This window comes from Klenkia soli, from assembly GCF_900103975.1.
Lineage (GTDB): Bacteria > Actinomycetota > Actinomycetes > Mycobacteriales > Geodermatophilaceae > Klenkia > Klenkia soli.
This window is the reverse complement of record NZ_FNIR01000009.1, coordinates 226,113-240,689: the sequence shown is the minus strand read 5'-3', so window position 1 is coordinate 240,689 and position 14,577 is coordinate 226,113. Positions and strand designations below refer to the sequence as shown.

The following is a 14,577-nucleotide window of genomic DNA, read 5'->3' as shown; positions in this document are numbered from 1 at the left end:
CCTAACGCACAGGAGGCTCACCGTGGCACGCCGCACCGCACCGCTCGCCCTGCTCGCCGTCGGGGCCCTGCTGGCCGGTTGCGGCAGCGACGTCGCCGCCCCCGCGGCGGCCGACGACGCGACGACCCGGTCGGTGGTGCACGCGATGGGCACCACGGAGATCACCGGCGAGCCCGAGCGCGTGGTCGTCCTCGACTCCGGCGAGCTGGACGCCGTCACCGCGCTGGGCGTCGTGCCGGTCGGGACCGTCGAGACCGAGGGGCTGCTCGAGGAGCTGGCCACCGCGCACGGGTTCGACGCCGCCGACGTGCAGGTCGTCGGGTCCATCGCCGAGCCCGACCTCGAGGCGGTGGCCGCGCTGCAGCCGGACCTGATCCTCACCAACACGGTGCGGCACGAGGCGATCTACGACCAGCTGTCCGCGCTGGCGCCGACGGTGATGGCCGCGGACCTCGGCGCGGTGTGGCAGGAGAACTTCCTGCTCGACGCCGAGGCACTGGGCATGACCGACCAGGCGGAGGCGATGCTGGCCGACTACGACGACCGGGTCGCCGAGATCGGTGCGGCCTGGGGCGACCCGGCCGGCACCGAGGTCGCCGTCCTGCGGTTCATGGGGGGTGACCAGATCCGGGCCTACGCCCGCGGGTCGTTCATCGGCAGCGTGCTGGAGGACATCGGGTTCACCTGGCCGGCGGCGCTGGACAGCCCGGAGAACCGGGTGGAGCTGACCGCGGAGTCGCTGGACCTGGTCACCTCGGACGTCGTCTTCTGGTCGCCGGGCTTCGGCGACGGCGGGGTGGCGGAGTCGACCTCGCTGATGTCCGGCGAGCTGTGGACGTCGCTGCCCCCGGTGCAGGCCGGTGCGGCGTACGAGATCGACGACAGCCGCTGGTTCCTGGGCCTGGGCCCCACGGGCGCTGACCTCGTGCTGGACGACCTCACCGAGATCGCCGCCTCCCGCTGACGGTCCGATCAGAACAGGCGGTCTGGATCAGCAGTCCCAGGAGCAGCTGAGACGGTAGGTGCCGGGACGTCGTCCGTGAGTACGTAGACGACGTGCGAACCGCGCCGCGGGCCGTTCGGGGCGAAGTCGATCAGTCCTCGCTTGCGCAACCGAGTCAGTCGGTTCCGTGCTGTAGGCACGTCGCAGTCGAGGTAGGCGCGGACGTCCTCGTTGGTGATGCGGTCGTGACGGCGCAGGTGGCGCAAGATCTTGTCGTCGTCCTCGTCGATCGACCTGTTCACGTACGTGACGGCCGAGCGCATACCTGCGATCGTGCTGGCGGCGAGTTCGTACTTCGGTGCAGTTCGCCGAGCCGTTGCGCGTGTGGGTTGCAGAAGCCCCGACCGTTCCATCCGCGTCAGAACGCGTTGGACGTCGGTGCTCGGACGCTGAAGGCGGGCTGAGAGAGCTCCGGCATCGAGTGACTTCGCGTTGCGGAGGGCAGTCAAGATCATGAGGACGTCTACGTCGCCAGTCAGTTCAGGTGGCATGAGATCGCCCCTCAGGAACCGGGCAAACGCCTCGTCGCCTCGGCCGCCGGGCAGTGTGACGCGGAACCGCACACCGTCCTCCAATGTCGGCGGTTCCTTGCCCAGGCGTGCGACCTCACGGAAGGCCCGATCGAACCCCAGGCCGGACATCTCGGCCAGCTTGAGGCGGGCGAGGTTCAGGGTGAGGAGCTCGTTCCGGGGCGAGGCCGCGTCATGCAGAAGACGGTCAACCCTGAGCGTCGGCAGAAGACCCCCTGGGCTGGACACGACCAGCTCGTCGGGTGAGTGGACGATCTCCACCAGCCCTGGCTGCTCCCAGTCGCGGTGAGCGAAGGCGTTGGCGAAGATCTCCCGCAGCGCATCCGGCGGATAGTCGATGAGATCGACCTGCTGGGCGCCGACGCGAATTGTCTGCACTCTTGAGAGGGCGCCGACCAGGGAGATCAACTGATCGAGCAGGGCCACGAGTGAGGGCGCCCGGTCAGTGCCTCGGAGCAGAACCCGAGCTTCGGAGCCCGGGCTCTCTCGTGTCTGGACGTTGACCCCCCACTCCGGGATGGCGTCGCGAAGTGCGTCGGCAGTTCCGAAGAGCAGGACGGCAGCTCTGGTCAGGCGGCCGCCGGTCAGCAAGCCCGTGTTCTTGCAGAACTCGGAGACGTCGTTCTCGGCGGCAGCTGCGAGCTCGTCGTGTCCGTTCAGTCTGAGCAGGGTGGCGGCTCGTTCCATGGCTGCGCGGGAGAGGGCTTCCACGGTCAGGCCGGAGTCTCCGGAGGACCAGTCGTAGCGCTCGCGGACCGTTCTCAATCCTCGGAGCTGCTCTCCACGGAGGGGCATGCACCGGTCGCCCACCCGCGTCTTGTAGACCCCCTGAGTGGTGCCGCAGACACTTGACCCCTGCGGTACCTCCAGTGCGTACACCGTCTTGCCATCCGGCTCTCGGACCGTTGGGCGCACGGTGACGGCTGGCGAAGTGCGCTCGAAGATCGCCTTCACCACCTCGTCCAGAGGGAACCGCCGGACGTCTACGCCACTGATCGCCTCGGACCGGGTAGACGCCTTGTCGCGTACCCCGAGCACGATGACGCCGCCCTCGGCGTTGGCGAAGCAGACAGCAGTCTCGGCCAGGAGCTTGTAGAACGCCTCCTTCGCCTTGCTGACGCCCGATTGCTGGACATCAGGGCAGGCCTTGAAGTCCAGCACCTGTTGCTCGACCTCGTCCGCGGACCAGTTGTCGGCAATCGACAGCAGAGCCGCATCAGCCGTTGCGAGGTGGACGGGCATGAGTGAATGATATGCCATTGATAAGGCGGGCAACGGTTCGCGCTATCAATGAACTGTCATAGGAGGAGCCCGTGCCCGAGTTGCCCGAGGTGGAGGCGTTGGCGGCGTTCCTGCGGGAGAACGCGGTCGGCAAGGTGGTCACCAGGGTCGACCTGGCCGGCATCCAGGCGCTGAAGACGTTCGACCCGCCGTTGTCGTCGCTGGCGGGGCTCGAGGTCACCGGGGCCTCGCGCACCGGGAAGTTCCTCGACCTCGACGTGTCCGGCATCCACCTGGTGGTCCACCTGGCCCGGGCGGGGTGGCTGCACTGGCGGGCCGAGCTGCCCACCGCGCCGCCGAAGCCGGGCAAGGGCCCGCTGGCGGTGCGCGTGCACCTGGACGACGGCGCCGGCTTCGACCTCACCGAGCAGGGCACCCGCAAGGGGTTGGCGGTCTACGTCGTCCGGTCGCCGTCCTCGGAGGTGCCGGGCATCGCCCGGCTGGGTCCCGACGCGCTGGCCGTGGACGCCGAGGCCTTCGCGGCGCTGATGAAGGGTCGGAAGGGCCAGCTCAAGGGTGCCCTGACTGACCAGACGCTGGTCTCGGGCATCGGCAACGCCTACTCCGACGAGATCCTGCACGTGGCGAAGCTGTCGCCGTTCAAGGGCGCGGACAGGCTCACCGACGACGAGTCCCTGCGCCTCTACGACGCGGTGCGGACGACGCTGACCGACGCGTTGGAGCGCCAGGTCGGGCAGCAGGCCGCGAAGCTCAAGGGCGAGAAGCGGGCGAACCTGCGGGTGCACGCCCGCACCGGTCTGCCCTGCCCGGTCTGCGGGGACACCGTGCGCGAGGTCTCGTTCGCCGACACGTCGCTGCAGTACTGCCCGACCTGCCAGACCGGCGGCAAGCCGCTGGCCGACCGCAGGATGTCCAAGCTCCTGCGATAGCTCCCCGACCCCGGGCGAAGGATCCCTTGCACCCCGTCGTGGGGCCAGAAGGGGGTGCGAAGGATCCTTCGCCTCGGGTGGGGGGGTGGGTCAGGCGTCGACGGGCTCGAAGGCGGCGCGGTCGACCTTGCGGTGGTAGTGCGACCCGAGCTTGCCGCCCAGCATCGCGCCGAGCAGCGTGACCACGAGCACCGCGCCCAGGGCGATCAGGCCGGCGGTCGTCGCCGTCCCGGACTCGACCGGCAGAGCCGGCAGGTTGAGCTGGTCGAACACGTTGTACTGCGTGCCCAGCACCAGCCCGGCGAGCGCGGCCAGCACGGTCACGATGACGCCCCACAGCCAGACGCCGAGGCCCTGCTTGGTGCCGTTGAACCGGGCCATGCGGCCGGCCACGTAGCCACCGGCGAGGTAGGCGATGAACAGGACGACGAGCAGGGCGATGGCGGCGCCCAGCCCGATGCCGCTGTCGGCCTGGTCGGCGGCGTCCTGCGCGGTGCCCAGGGTCGAGTAGAGGCCGAAGGCCAGCCCGGCCGCGGACAGGATCGCCAGCAGGATCACGGCGATGCCCACGGCGCTCATCCAGCCGAAGAACGCCGAGCCCATGTGCAGGCCGCCGTAGCGGGCGCGCTGGGCGGCGGCCATCTCCTTCGCGCTGCCGGGCAGGACGGCACCGGTGCGGTCGTCGCGGCCGTCGCCGTCCCGGTCGCGGGGGTCGTGCGTGGTCCGGTCGGCCACGCGGTCTTCCACGCGGTCGCCCGTGCGGTCGTGCACGACCGGGGCGGGCGTGGTGCCGACCCGCTCGTGCTCGGTCATCGGCTCGCGGTTGCCCGGTGCCTGGTTGCCCTGCACGGACGCGGCAGGGGACAGGTTGCCCGGTGCCTGCGAGCCGTACCCCTCGGTGGGGGCCTGCGTGCCGTACGCCGCCGTGGTCGCGGCCTGGTTGCCGTAGCCCTGCGGGGCGGGGGACTGGTTCCCGGGTGCCTGCGGGGCTGCGGCGGGCTGGGCCTCGTGGCGACCGGTGACGGTGCTCGAGCCGGTGTCGGGGGACGTCGTCCCCCGGGTGTCGTCGGCCATCGGGCGACCTCCTGTTGGGTGCCGGGGCCGTGGCGGCCCCGATCAGGTGGTGGTTGCCCGCCGGGGCCGCCGGTCAACCGCGCCGACGCCGGACCGTGATGCTCAGACGACGGCCGACCACCAGTCCGCGGTCGTCGGCGTGCCGTCGGTGAGGTCCAGCCGCTCGCCGGGCCGGGGGACGACGACCTCGACGTCGCCGGCCGCGGCCAGCAGCCGCTCCACCGGCTCGGCCCAGGCGTGGAAGGCCAGGTTGAACGTGGCCCAGTGGATGGGGAGGAAGACCCGTCCGCCCAGGTCGCCGTGTGCGCGCACTGCCTCCTCGGGGTCCATGTGGATGGCCGGCCACTGCTTGCCGTAGGCGCCGACCGGCAGCAGCGTGAGGTCGAATGGGCCGTGCTGGGCGCCGATCGCGGCGAACGCCGGGTGGTAGCCGGTGTCGCCGCCGAAGAACACCCGGTGCCGCGGACCGGCGACGACCCAGGAGGACCAGAGGGTGTCGTCGCGCGAGAGACCGCGACCGGAGAAGTGCCGGGCCTCGGCGCAGGTCAGCGTGAGCTCGCCGACGGTGTGCGAGCCGTCCCAGTCCAGCTCGACGACGCGGTCGGCGGGCACGCCCCAGCCGCGCAGGTGCTCGCCGATGCCCAGCGGGACGACGAACGGCGCGGTCTGCTCGTGGACCAGCCGTCGGATCGTCGGGAGGTCCAGGTGGTCGTAGTGGTCGTGGCTGATCAGTACGGCGTCGACCGGCGGGATGGCCTCGAGCGGGCCGGGCACCGGGTGCAGCCGCTTCGGGCCGACCACCGAGGACGGCGACACCCGCTCGCCCCACACCGGGTCGACCAGCACGCGGGCGCCGTCGACCTCGAGCAGCGCGCTGGCGTGGCCGTACCAGGTGACCGCGAGCTCGGCGGCCTGCACGGGCAGCTGCGGGCTGACCAGCGGCACGGGCCGCGACGGCGCTCCGGAGCGGCGGCTCTGCCGCAGGTCGCGGAACATCTCGGCCCGGTCGCCCTCGATGGCCGTGGTGGGCACGGTGTTGCGGAACTTGCCCTCGGAGAAGTTCGGGGAGCCGGCCACGAGCGGCTGCAGTTTCCGCCGGGAGGCGCCCATCGAGACGGGGACGCCCCAGGCGGCGCGGGCCACGGCGAGCGCGGGGACGGCGAGGGCGGCGGTGAGCGCGGAGCTCCGGACGAGGCGCGAGAGGGACGGCACGCCACCAGTGTGCTCACCGGGGCGGTGCCGTGCCGCGGTCAGCCCGTCGCGCCGGTGGTCCCCGTGGGGGTCGTGGTGCCCGTGCCGGTGGGGCGGGTGGACGTCGTGGTGCCGCCCGCGGTGGTGCTCCCGGGTGCCGTGGTGGTGGTCGGGGTCGTCGTGGTGGGGGTGGTGGTCGACGTGGGCGCCGTCGTCGTCGGCGGGGTCGTCGTCGGCGACGTGGTGGTCGTCGTCGGCGTGGTCGGGGTCGTGGTCGTGGTCGTGGGGGTGCTCGGGGCGGACGTGGCCGACCCGTCGCGACCCGGTGCGGGTGTGGCCGGCGCCGACGAACCGGCGGCGGGGGCGGTGGTCGCCGAGGAGGTGGTGGCGGGTGCCTGGCTGGTCGTCACCGGCGGGGTGGTGCCGGGGCGGGGTGTCGCCGCCGCCGTGGTGCCGACCGCCGTGCCGCCGGTGGGGACCGCCGCCGGGTCCTGGTCCGTCGTCGCCGGTGCGGCCGGCGAGGGGACCGTGGAGGAGGGGGTGGACGCCGCGGTGCTCGCCGCGGGCGAGCCGCTGAACGGGGGGACCACCGCCGGGGGTGCCTCGGCGGCCGGGCTCGAACCGACCGGGGCAGCGGCGGCGAGCAGGGTCAGCCCGCCGACCGCGGCGGCCCCCAGGCCCAGGGCGACCACCGGGGCGGCGACACGCCGTCGCAGCCGGCGGGCCCGGGGCCGGCGGGTGACCCGCACCGGCGGGGCGTGCGGCACCACGGCGGCCGGGGTGATGAGCGGCTGGGGGCCGGTGTGCGCGTGCCGGCCGTAGACCTCGGCGTCGTCGTCCAGCCACGGCTGCAGTGCGTCGTCGTCCGGCATTACCTGTTACCCCCCGTCCTCGGTAACCTCCATGGCACCACAGATGTCGACGGCACGCCCGTTGACCTGCACGTATGTCGCTGTGCGTCCACGATCGGTCACCGACCGGTGGGCGCGGCGGGCCTGCGGCCGCCGTCGGGTGCGCCAGGATCACGGGGACCACCGCGTGGGAGGAGCACTGTGGACGACGTCTCGGCCATCCTGCTGGCCGTCCTCGTGGGCGGGGTGGTCGCCGGAGCGGTGCGGTTGCCCCCGCTGCTGGGCTTCCTGGCCGCCGGGTTCGTGCTGTACCCGCTGGGGGTCCAGGCCCCGCCCGCGCTGGGCACCATCGCCGACCTGGGCGTCACGGTCCTGCTCTTCGGCGTCGGGTTGAAGATCGACCTGCGCTCGCTGGTCCGCCGCGAGGTGTGGCTGACCTCGAGCGTGCACGCCCTGGTCAGCACGGCGGTCACCGCCGGGTTGCTCGGCGTGCTCGCCGTCCTCGGGGTGGGCCTGGCGGCCGACGGCGGCCCGCGCTCGTGGCTGCTCATCGGGTTCGCGCTGTCGTTCTCCAGCACGGTCTTCGTGGTCAAGGTCCTGGAGGAGCGCGGGGCCACCCAGACGCTCACCGGGCGGCTGGCGATCGGCGTGCTCGTCGTGCAGGACCTGTTCGCGGTGGTGTTCCTCGCCGTCGCCGAGGGCACGGTGCCCAGCCCGTGGGCGCTGCTGCTGGTGCTGCTGCTCCCGGCGGCGCCGCTGCTGCGCCGGCTGCTCGGCCGGCTCGGGCACGACGAGGTGCTGCCGCTCTACGGCATCGTGCTGGCGCTGGTGCCCGGCTACGCCCTGTTCGCAGGCCTGGGGGTCAAGGGCGACCTCGGCGCGCTGCTGCTGGGCATGCTGCTGGCCGGGCAACCCCGCTCGGCCGAGCTGGCGAAGTCGCTGTTCTCGATCAAGGACCTGCTGCTGGTCGGCTTCTTCGTCTCGATCGGGCTGGCGGGGCTGCCCACCGGCGGCGAGCTGGTGATCGCCGCGGCCCTGCTGCTGGTGCTGCCGGTGCAGGCGCTGGTCTTCGTCGTCCTGTTCTACCTGGCCCGGCTGCGGCGGCGCACCGCCGTGTTCACGTCGACCGTGCTGACCAACTTCTCCGAGTTCGGGCTGATCGTGGCGGTGGCGCTGCCCGACGACCTGCTCGACCCCGGCTGGGCGACGCCCCTCGCCGCGGCGGTGGCCGCCTCGTTCGTGCTGCCCTCGCTGGTGGGGGACCGGCCCGACCGGCTGGTGGACGCCCTGCGCCGGTGGCTGCCCGACCGGACCAGCGACCGGCTGCACCCCGACGACCGTCCGCTGGACCTCGGCGACGCGCAGGCCGTCGTCCTCGGCATGGGCCGGGTCGGCTACGCCGCGCACCGGCGGTTGACCGAGGAGTACGGCCTGCGGGCGATCGGCATCGAGGCCGACGGCGACCGGGTGACCGCCCTCGTCGCCGACGGCGGCGTCCACGTGATCGAGGGCGACGCCACCGACCCGCGGCTGTGGGAGGAGCTGGAGCTGCACCACGTCGAGCTGGTGCTGCTGGCGATGCCGGCGCACGACGCCAACCTGGCCACGCTCACCCGGCTGCGCTCGCACGGGTTCGAGGGCACCGTCGCCGCGGTCACCCAGTTCGACGACGACCTGACCGAGGTGCTCGAGGGCGGGGCCGACATCGGTCTGCAGCTGTACGAGGGCGCCGGCGCCGAGCTGGCCGACCGCGCCGTCCAACGCCGGGACACCTGACCCACCTGGGGGAGCAGGCATGGGAGCCCATGCACCCGGGGACGAGGCCCGTGGATGGGTGCAAGGGCTCCCCTGCCGGGGGAGCGGGAGCCGAGGGGCTACGAGGCGATCGCGGCCACCGGGGCGGTGCGGGCGGCGCGGCGGGCCGGCAGCACGCTGGCCAGCAGCCCGGCCAGGGTGGCGACGACGACGATCGCGCCGATCTGCAGCCACGGGATGGAGACGACCGTCCCGTCGGCGGACAGCGAGCCCAGCACCGAGGCCGCGCCCACCAGGCCGTAGCCCCCGCCCAGCAGCACGCCGAGCACCGCGGCCACCCCGGCGACCAGCACGGCCTCCCAGGCGAGCAGCCCGCGCAGCTGGCCGCGGGTGAGGCCCAGGGCCCGCAGCAGCCCGCTCTCCTGGCGTCGCTCGACCACCGACAGCGCCAGGGTGTTGCCCACCCCGATGAGCGCGATCAGCACGGCCACCCCCAGCAGGCCGGTGACGACCAGCAGCAGGGTGTCCAGGACGTCGTCGATCGCGGCCCGCTCGCTGGCGATCCCGGTGACCACGGCGGCGGCGTCGGCGGTGCCGGCCAGGTCGGTGACGTCCTCGACCGCGGTGGCGGTGTCGGCGTCGGCGGCCAGCCGCAGCCAGACCTGTCCGGTGCCGGCGTCGGGCACCAGGGCGGTGAGCTCGGCGGCGGTCAACCGCGGCGAGTAGACGTCGTCGCTGCCCAGCACCGTGGTGAAGGTCAGCGACCGGTCCTCGGCGGTGAACGTCACCGGGTCGCCGGTGGTGACGCCGAACTGCTCGGCGAGGTAGGGCGGCAGCACGGCCTCGCCCGTCGCGGGGAGCGGCTGGTCGGTCGTGGACCGGAGCACCGGCAGCGTGGCCGGGACGTCGAAGCCCTCGGCGGGCCACACCTCGCCGTCGGGGCCGGTGAGGTCGCCGCTGGTGACCGCGACGCCGGCGGCCACCCCGGACACGCCCTCGAGCTGGCCCAGCAGCGATCCGGGCAGCTCGCCGCCGTAGTCCTGCACGACCACGTCGGTGGGGTAGGCGGCGTCCAGGCCGGCCGAGGCCGTGGCCCGGGTGGAGGAGGCGCCCACCACCATCGCGGTGGTCAGCGTGACGCCGATGATCAGTGCGGTGGCCGTGGCCGCCGTCCGGCGCGGGTTGCGGGTGGCGTTGCCGGCCGCGAGCCGTCCGGGGACGCCGCCGACCCGGCCCAGCAGCCGGCCGGCCAGCGCGACCACCGGCGGGACGGCGCGCTGGGCCAGCAGCAGGGCGCCGAGGAAGCTCAGCACCCCGCCGGGCAGCGCGACGAGCACCTGGCCGATCGCGGCGCCGTAGAGCAGCAGCGCGACGCCCGGCACCAGCATGAGCAGGCCGAGCGCCAGCCGCAGGACGCCGTTCCGCGAGCGCAGCGGAGCGGCGTCGGTGGGCCGCAGCGCCGCGAGCGGGGCCACCCGGGTGGCGGCGCGGGCCGGGGCGAGCGCGGCGACCACGGTGGTCACCAGCCCGACGACCAGCCCGGCGACGACGGCGACCCAGGGCACGGACACCCCGGACAGCGGGATCGGCGAGTCGAGGGCCGAGGCCAGCGCGGACACCCCGGCGGCCAGCCCGACGCCGGCCAGCACGCCGAGCACCGAGGCGGCCAGGCCCGTGAGGGCGGCCTCGCCCAGCACGCTGCGCCGGATCTGCCACGAGGTCGCGCCCACGCAGCGCAGCAGGGCCAGCTCGCGGGTCCGCTGGGCGAGCAGGACGGCGAAGGTGTTGGCGATGACCAGGCCGGCGACCAGCACCGCGACGGTGGCGAAGACCAGCAGGACGACGGCGAGGGCGTCGGAGCTGCCGGTGAGGGCCGCGGCGGCGGTCTCGGCAGCCTCCTCGCCGGTCTGCAGGGTGACCGCGCGGGTGGTGACCGCGGCCTGCAGGGCGACCGGGTCGGGATCGCCGGCGACCAGGAGCTCGGTGGCCCGGGCGCCCCAGTCCTGCGCCTGGGCCGGGGTCACGAAGCCCTGGGTGTAGAGCCCGCCGGTGATCGACGCCGAGGTGTCGACCAGCCCGGTGACGGTCAGGTCGCCGGTGATCTCGGTGCCGGCGGCGTCGTAGGTGGTGAAGGTCAGCACGTCGCCGACGGCCGCACCGGAGTCCGCGGACAGCACGATCTCACCGGGCCCGGTGGGGAAGCCGCCGCCGGCGAGCTGCTGCCAGCGGAGCTCCGGTGCGTCGGCGACCGCCCCGATCGAGACGTAGCGGGCGCCGGTGGTGCCGGGCAGGACCGCCTGCAGCGAGGTGTCCCAGGCGGGGGCGACGGCGGTGACCCCGGGGACGGCGGCCACGGCGTCGGCCTCGTCGCCGAGGGGCTCGAAGTCGGTGGAGGACAGCACGAGGTCGGTGCCGGTGTACTGGGCGCCGACGGCCTCCAGCACGGTGGACTTGGCGGTCTGGTTGAGCACCAGGGTGGCGACGACGAAGGCGACGGCGATGACGACGGCGGTCATCGAGGCGACCAGCCGGCCGGCGTTGGCCCGCACCTGGGCCAGGAGCACGCGGTTCATGCCTCAGCCACCCAGCCCGCGGAGCGCGTCGATCACGGCGTCGGCGGTGGGGTGGTGGACCTCGCCGGCCAGGTGGCCGTCGGCCAGCAGCACCACGCGGTCGGCGTAGGCCGCGGCGACCGGGTCGTGGGTGACCATCACGACGGTCTGGCCGGTCTCGCGGACGCTGGAGCGCAGCAGCCCCAGCACCTCGGCGCCGGCCCGGGAGTCCAGGTTGCCGGTGGGCTCGTCGGCGAAGACGACGTCGGGGCGGGGGAGCAGCGCCCGGGCCACGGCGACCCGCTGCTGCTGCCCGCCGGACAGCTCGTAGGGGCGGTGGCCCAACCGGTCGCGCAGGCCGAGGCGGGCGACGACGTCGTCCATCCAGGCCTGGTCGGGACGCCGGCCCGCCAGCTGCATCGGCAGCGTCAAGTTCTCGGCGGCGGTGAGCACCGGCAGCAGGTTGAACGCCTGGAAGACGAAGCCGATGCGCTCGCGGCGGAGCTTGGTCAGCTGGTCGTCGCGCAGGCTGGTCAGCTCGGTGTCGCCCAACCACACCTGACCCGCGCTGGCGGTGTCCAGCCCGGCCAGGCAGTGCATCAGCGTCGACTTGCCCGAGCCCGAGGGGCCCATGATCGCGGTGAAGCGACCCCGGTCGAACCCGACGTCGACCCCGGCTGCATCGTCGCCCACCCTCCCGCCGAGGGCGTGCACGGCGGTCTCGCCCTTCCCGTAGGTCTTGCGCAGGCCGGCGGCGCGGACGGCGGCGGTGGTGGGCGGGGCCTCGCCGGGGACGGTCATCACGGGCACGGACATCGGGGGCACTCCTCGGACGGGGATCGCGGTCGCCGTCCAGCGTGGCGGCGGGCACCCCCCGTCCGCGTCGGAGCTGGGGACCGGCTGTCGGGACCCTGTGCTGCACCCGTGGTCGGACCCGGGTCATCCCCAGGGGGGAGGCGGTCAGCCCTCGACGACGGGGAGCAGCACCCGGTCGACCAGCAGCGCCACCTCGGCGTCCGAGGCCACCACCGGGTCGGTGGTGCACCGTTCCCACCAGAGCGCCAGCAGCAGGCGGCGCAGCAGGGCCTCCTGGGTGTCCGACACCGTGTGGCCGCGACGGCCGTGCTGGGCGACGACGGCGGCCACCGCCACCCCCACCGGCTGCACGACCGCGCTGTCCAGACCCGCCCGCAGCTCGGGGCTGTGGCGGGCCTGCCCGAGGACGGCGGCGAGGGCGCGTTCGTCGCGGTCCAACCGGCGGGTCCACGGAGCGAGCAGACCCACGAGGTCACCGCGCAGGGACCCGGTGTCCGGGGCAGCCGGGATGGGCCGGCAGCGGCCGACCGCCTCGCCCAGCAACGCGTCGGTGTTGGGCCACCGGCGGTACACCGCGGCCTTGCCGGCGCCGGTCGCGGCCACCAGGGCGTCGGCGTTGAACCGGTCCAGGCCTTGCTCCGCGACCAGGGCCAGGGCCCCGCTGAGCAGGCGGCTGGTCAGCGCGGCGTCCCTCGGGCGGCCGCGCAGCGGGGTCACCGATCCGTCGTGGTCCGGCCCCTGCATCGTGCGCGCCCCCGTCGTCAGCGGGTGGGAAGTCCACCTCACCGACGCCCGGTGTTGGACGCCCCGGGTCTCCCGGTGATCAGAACCTACGCCTGCCCTCATCCGGCGAACAGGTCGGTGGGCCCCGTCGCGCTCACCGGCACCGAGGTCCCGTCCGCGGCGTCCACCACGACGTCGACGGTGCGCTGCTCGTCGGGCAGCAGGTCGGTGGAGGTCGGGCCGGTGACCACCACCGTGGCACGGGCGGCACCGGTGTCCCGGTCGGCGACCACGCACCGCGCGGCGGCGACCACCGTGGCCGGGTCGGTCCCCGCGGGGAAGGCCCGCGAACCGCAGCCGACCTCCTGCAGGGTGCCGTCCTCGCGCCGCAGCGCCCAGGCGGTGCTCACGACGAGGGCCCCGCTGGGCACCGGGACGGCGAGCACCACCGCGTCGACCGGGCCGGCCACGGGGTGCGGGAGGGTGCCCGCCCACAGCAGCACCGGTTCCAGGGCGGCGGGATCCAGCCCGGTGGGTGCGGCGACCGCCGCCAGCGCGGTGTCCGCCGCGGCCTGCCGCGCCCCGGCGTCGGGCTCGGCCCCGCGCAGGGGGGCACCCACCGCGGCCCGTGCCGTCGCGTCGGCGCCGCCGGCGCGGGTCACCGGGACGTCGGCCAGGGTCAGGGACGAGAAGTCCCCCGACCGGGCCACCCGCACCTGCAGGGCCACCCCGCCCGGGTCGGGTGCGGCCAGCTGCAGCGCACCGACGCCGTCCTCGACCGGCAGGGCCCGGAAGACCCGTTGCACCCCGCCCGAGGGCCCGACGACCTGACCGGTCGACACCCGCACCCCCTCGTCGTCGGCGGCGACCACGAGCAGGGTCCGGTCCGCCAGGAGGGCGGCCGGGCGGTCGGCCCGGAGGGCGACCGCCGGGTTGGCCGGCGCCAGCGCCTGCGCCGGGGCGCCGACCGGCGCGGTGGACCACTGCCCGCGCAGACCGTCCCCGGTGTCGCCCACGACCAGCACCCAGCGGGCGTCGAGGAGGTCGCCGGCGAACACCACCCGCCGGTCCGCGGGGGCCGGGGACCCGCTCCACGGGGTGTCGAGCGCCGCGGTCAGGAAGGCGTCGTCGCCGGCCAGCGACCCCCGGACCGGCCCGTCCCAGCGGCCGTCGGCGACGGGCGCGGCCGGCGCGGGGCCGGGCAGCCGCACCGCCAGCACCGCGAGCAGGGTGAGGACGGCGAGCGCCGCCACCGCGGCGAGGGGTCGCCGGCGGCGGGTGCGGCGGTGCCCGGCGACGACGGCCACCGCGGCGTCGTCGTCCAGCGCCGGGGGACGCCGGACGGCGAGCAACCCGCCGAGCGCCGCCGCCGGGTCGGCGACCCGCGCCCGGGCGCGGGTCAGCCGGTCCTGGTCGGCGGGCAGACCCTCGTGGTCGAGCACCAGGGCCGTGCGGTCGGCGGCGGCGAGCGCGTCGAGGGCGGCGGCGGCGGCCCGGGCGGTGGCCAGCTCGGCGGGGGAGACCCACCACGGGTCGGCGCCGGCCTCGGCGACGGCGCCGCGCGGTGGGCGGGTGCGCACCAGGGCCCGCACGGCCGCGGCGTGGTCGTCGTCGGGGGCGAGGCGGGACAGCGCGCGGTCCACCCGGTCCTCCGCGGCCCGCTCGTCGCCGCACAGCAGGAACGCCGTGCCGAGCAGGGCGTCGCGGTGCCGGCGCACGACCGCGGCGACGTCCACCCGGCTGATGGTGCACCTCGTCGGGCGGACCGGTCCGTCCGGTGGTCCACTGTCGGTGCGCGCACGCGGCGCGCGGGTGTCGAGCAGCTGAACGAACTCCACCCGACCTGCGTAAAGATCCCTTACCTGGATACAGTCCCCGCATCGCCAGGCCGTTCCGGCGCCCGGCCCACCA

At 74.8% G+C, this 14,577-nt stretch carries 11 protein-coding genes; 4 read left to right on the top strand and 7 right to left on the bottom strand.

Annotation, left to right across the window (positions count from 1 at the left end):
* Positions 1–22 precede the first annotated feature (22 nt).
* A complete protein-coding gene (locus BLS67_RS15475; RefSeq protein WP_091246773.1) occupies positions 23–964 on the top strand; it encodes an ABC transporter substrate-binding protein in 942 nt (313 codons plus the stop codon).
* 8 nt (positions 965–972) lie between these two features.
* Here BLS67_RS15475 and BLS67_RS15470 read toward each other — a convergent pair whose 3' ends face one another.
* On the bottom strand, positions 973–2,775 hold the full coding sequence (locus BLS67_RS15470) for an RNA-binding domain-containing protein (protein ID WP_165617612.1): 1,803 nt from the start codon (positions 2,773–2,775) through the stop codon (positions 973–975).
* Positions 2,776–2,846: 71 nt separating this feature from the next.
* Between BLS67_RS15470 and BLS67_RS15465 the strand changes: the two genes are divergently transcribed.
* Positions 2,847–3,704 (top strand): Fpg/Nei family DNA glycosylase, encoded by an 858-nt coding sequence (locus BLS67_RS15465; RefSeq protein ID WP_091246770.1) that lies wholly within the window; start codon positions 2,847–2,849, stop codon positions 3,702–3,704.
* A gap of 90 nt (positions 3,705–3,794) precedes the next feature.
* Here BLS67_RS15465 and BLS67_RS15460 read toward each other — a convergent pair whose 3' ends face one another.
* Together BLS67_RS15460 and BLS67_RS15455 are read right to left on the bottom strand one after the other, a co-directional pair.
* Complete coding sequence (locus tag BLS67_RS15460; RefSeq protein ID WP_242654120.1) at positions 3,795–4,778, bottom strand: YrzE family protein; 984 nt, start codon at positions 4,776–4,778, stop codon at positions 3,795–3,797.
* A gap of 102 nt (positions 4,779–4,880) precedes the next feature.
* The gene (locus BLS67_RS15455) at positions 4,881–5,990 is read right to left on the bottom strand and encodes an MBL fold metallo-hydrolase (protein ID WP_242654119.1); all 1,110 of its coding nucleotides are present in this window, start codon (positions 5,988–5,990) and stop codon (positions 4,881–4,883) included.
* Between the two features lie 63 nt (positions 5,991–6,053).
* Between BLS67_RS15455 and BLS67_RS15450 the strand changes: the two genes are divergently transcribed.
* Both BLS67_RS15450 and BLS67_RS15445 read left to right on the top strand, forming a co-directional pair.
* Positions 6,054–6,791, top strand: a complete 738-nt coding sequence (locus BLS67_RS15450; protein WP_131801747.1) for a hypothetical protein — start codon at positions 6,054–6,056, stop codon at positions 6,789–6,791.
* Positions 6,792–7,021: 230 nt separating this feature from the next.
* Positions 7,022–8,596, top strand: coding sequence for a cation:proton antiporter family protein (locus BLS67_RS15445; RefSeq protein ID WP_091246767.1), 1,575 nt, complete (start codon positions 7,022–7,024; stop codon positions 8,594–8,596).
* 98 nt (positions 8,597–8,694) lie between these two features.
* Here the strand turns inward: BLS67_RS15445 and BLS67_RS15440 are convergent, their stop codons facing one another.
* The 4 genes from BLS67_RS15440 to BLS67_RS15425 form a co-directional block, all read right to left on the bottom strand.
* A complete protein-coding gene (locus BLS67_RS15440; RefSeq protein ID WP_091246765.1) occupies positions 8,695–11,148 on the bottom strand; it encodes an ABC transporter permease in 2,454 nt (817 codons plus the stop codon).
* 3 nt (positions 11,149–11,151) lie between these two features.
* Positions 11,152–11,943, bottom strand: coding sequence for an ABC transporter ATP-binding protein (locus BLS67_RS15435; RefSeq protein ID WP_091246764.1), 792 nt, complete (start codon positions 11,941–11,943; stop codon positions 11,152–11,154).
* 144 nt (positions 11,944–12,087) lie between these two features.
* Positions 12,088–12,660 (bottom strand): TetR/AcrR family transcriptional regulator, encoded by a 573-nt coding sequence (locus tag BLS67_RS15430; protein WP_165617611.1) that lies wholly within the window; start codon positions 12,658–12,660, stop codon positions 12,088–12,090.
* Between the two features lie 125 nt (positions 12,661–12,785).
* A complete protein-coding gene (locus tag BLS67_RS15425; protein WP_091246760.1) occupies positions 12,786–14,402 on the bottom strand; it encodes a hypothetical protein in 1,617 nt (538 codons plus the stop codon).
* Positions 14,403–14,577: the final 175 nt, after the last annotated feature.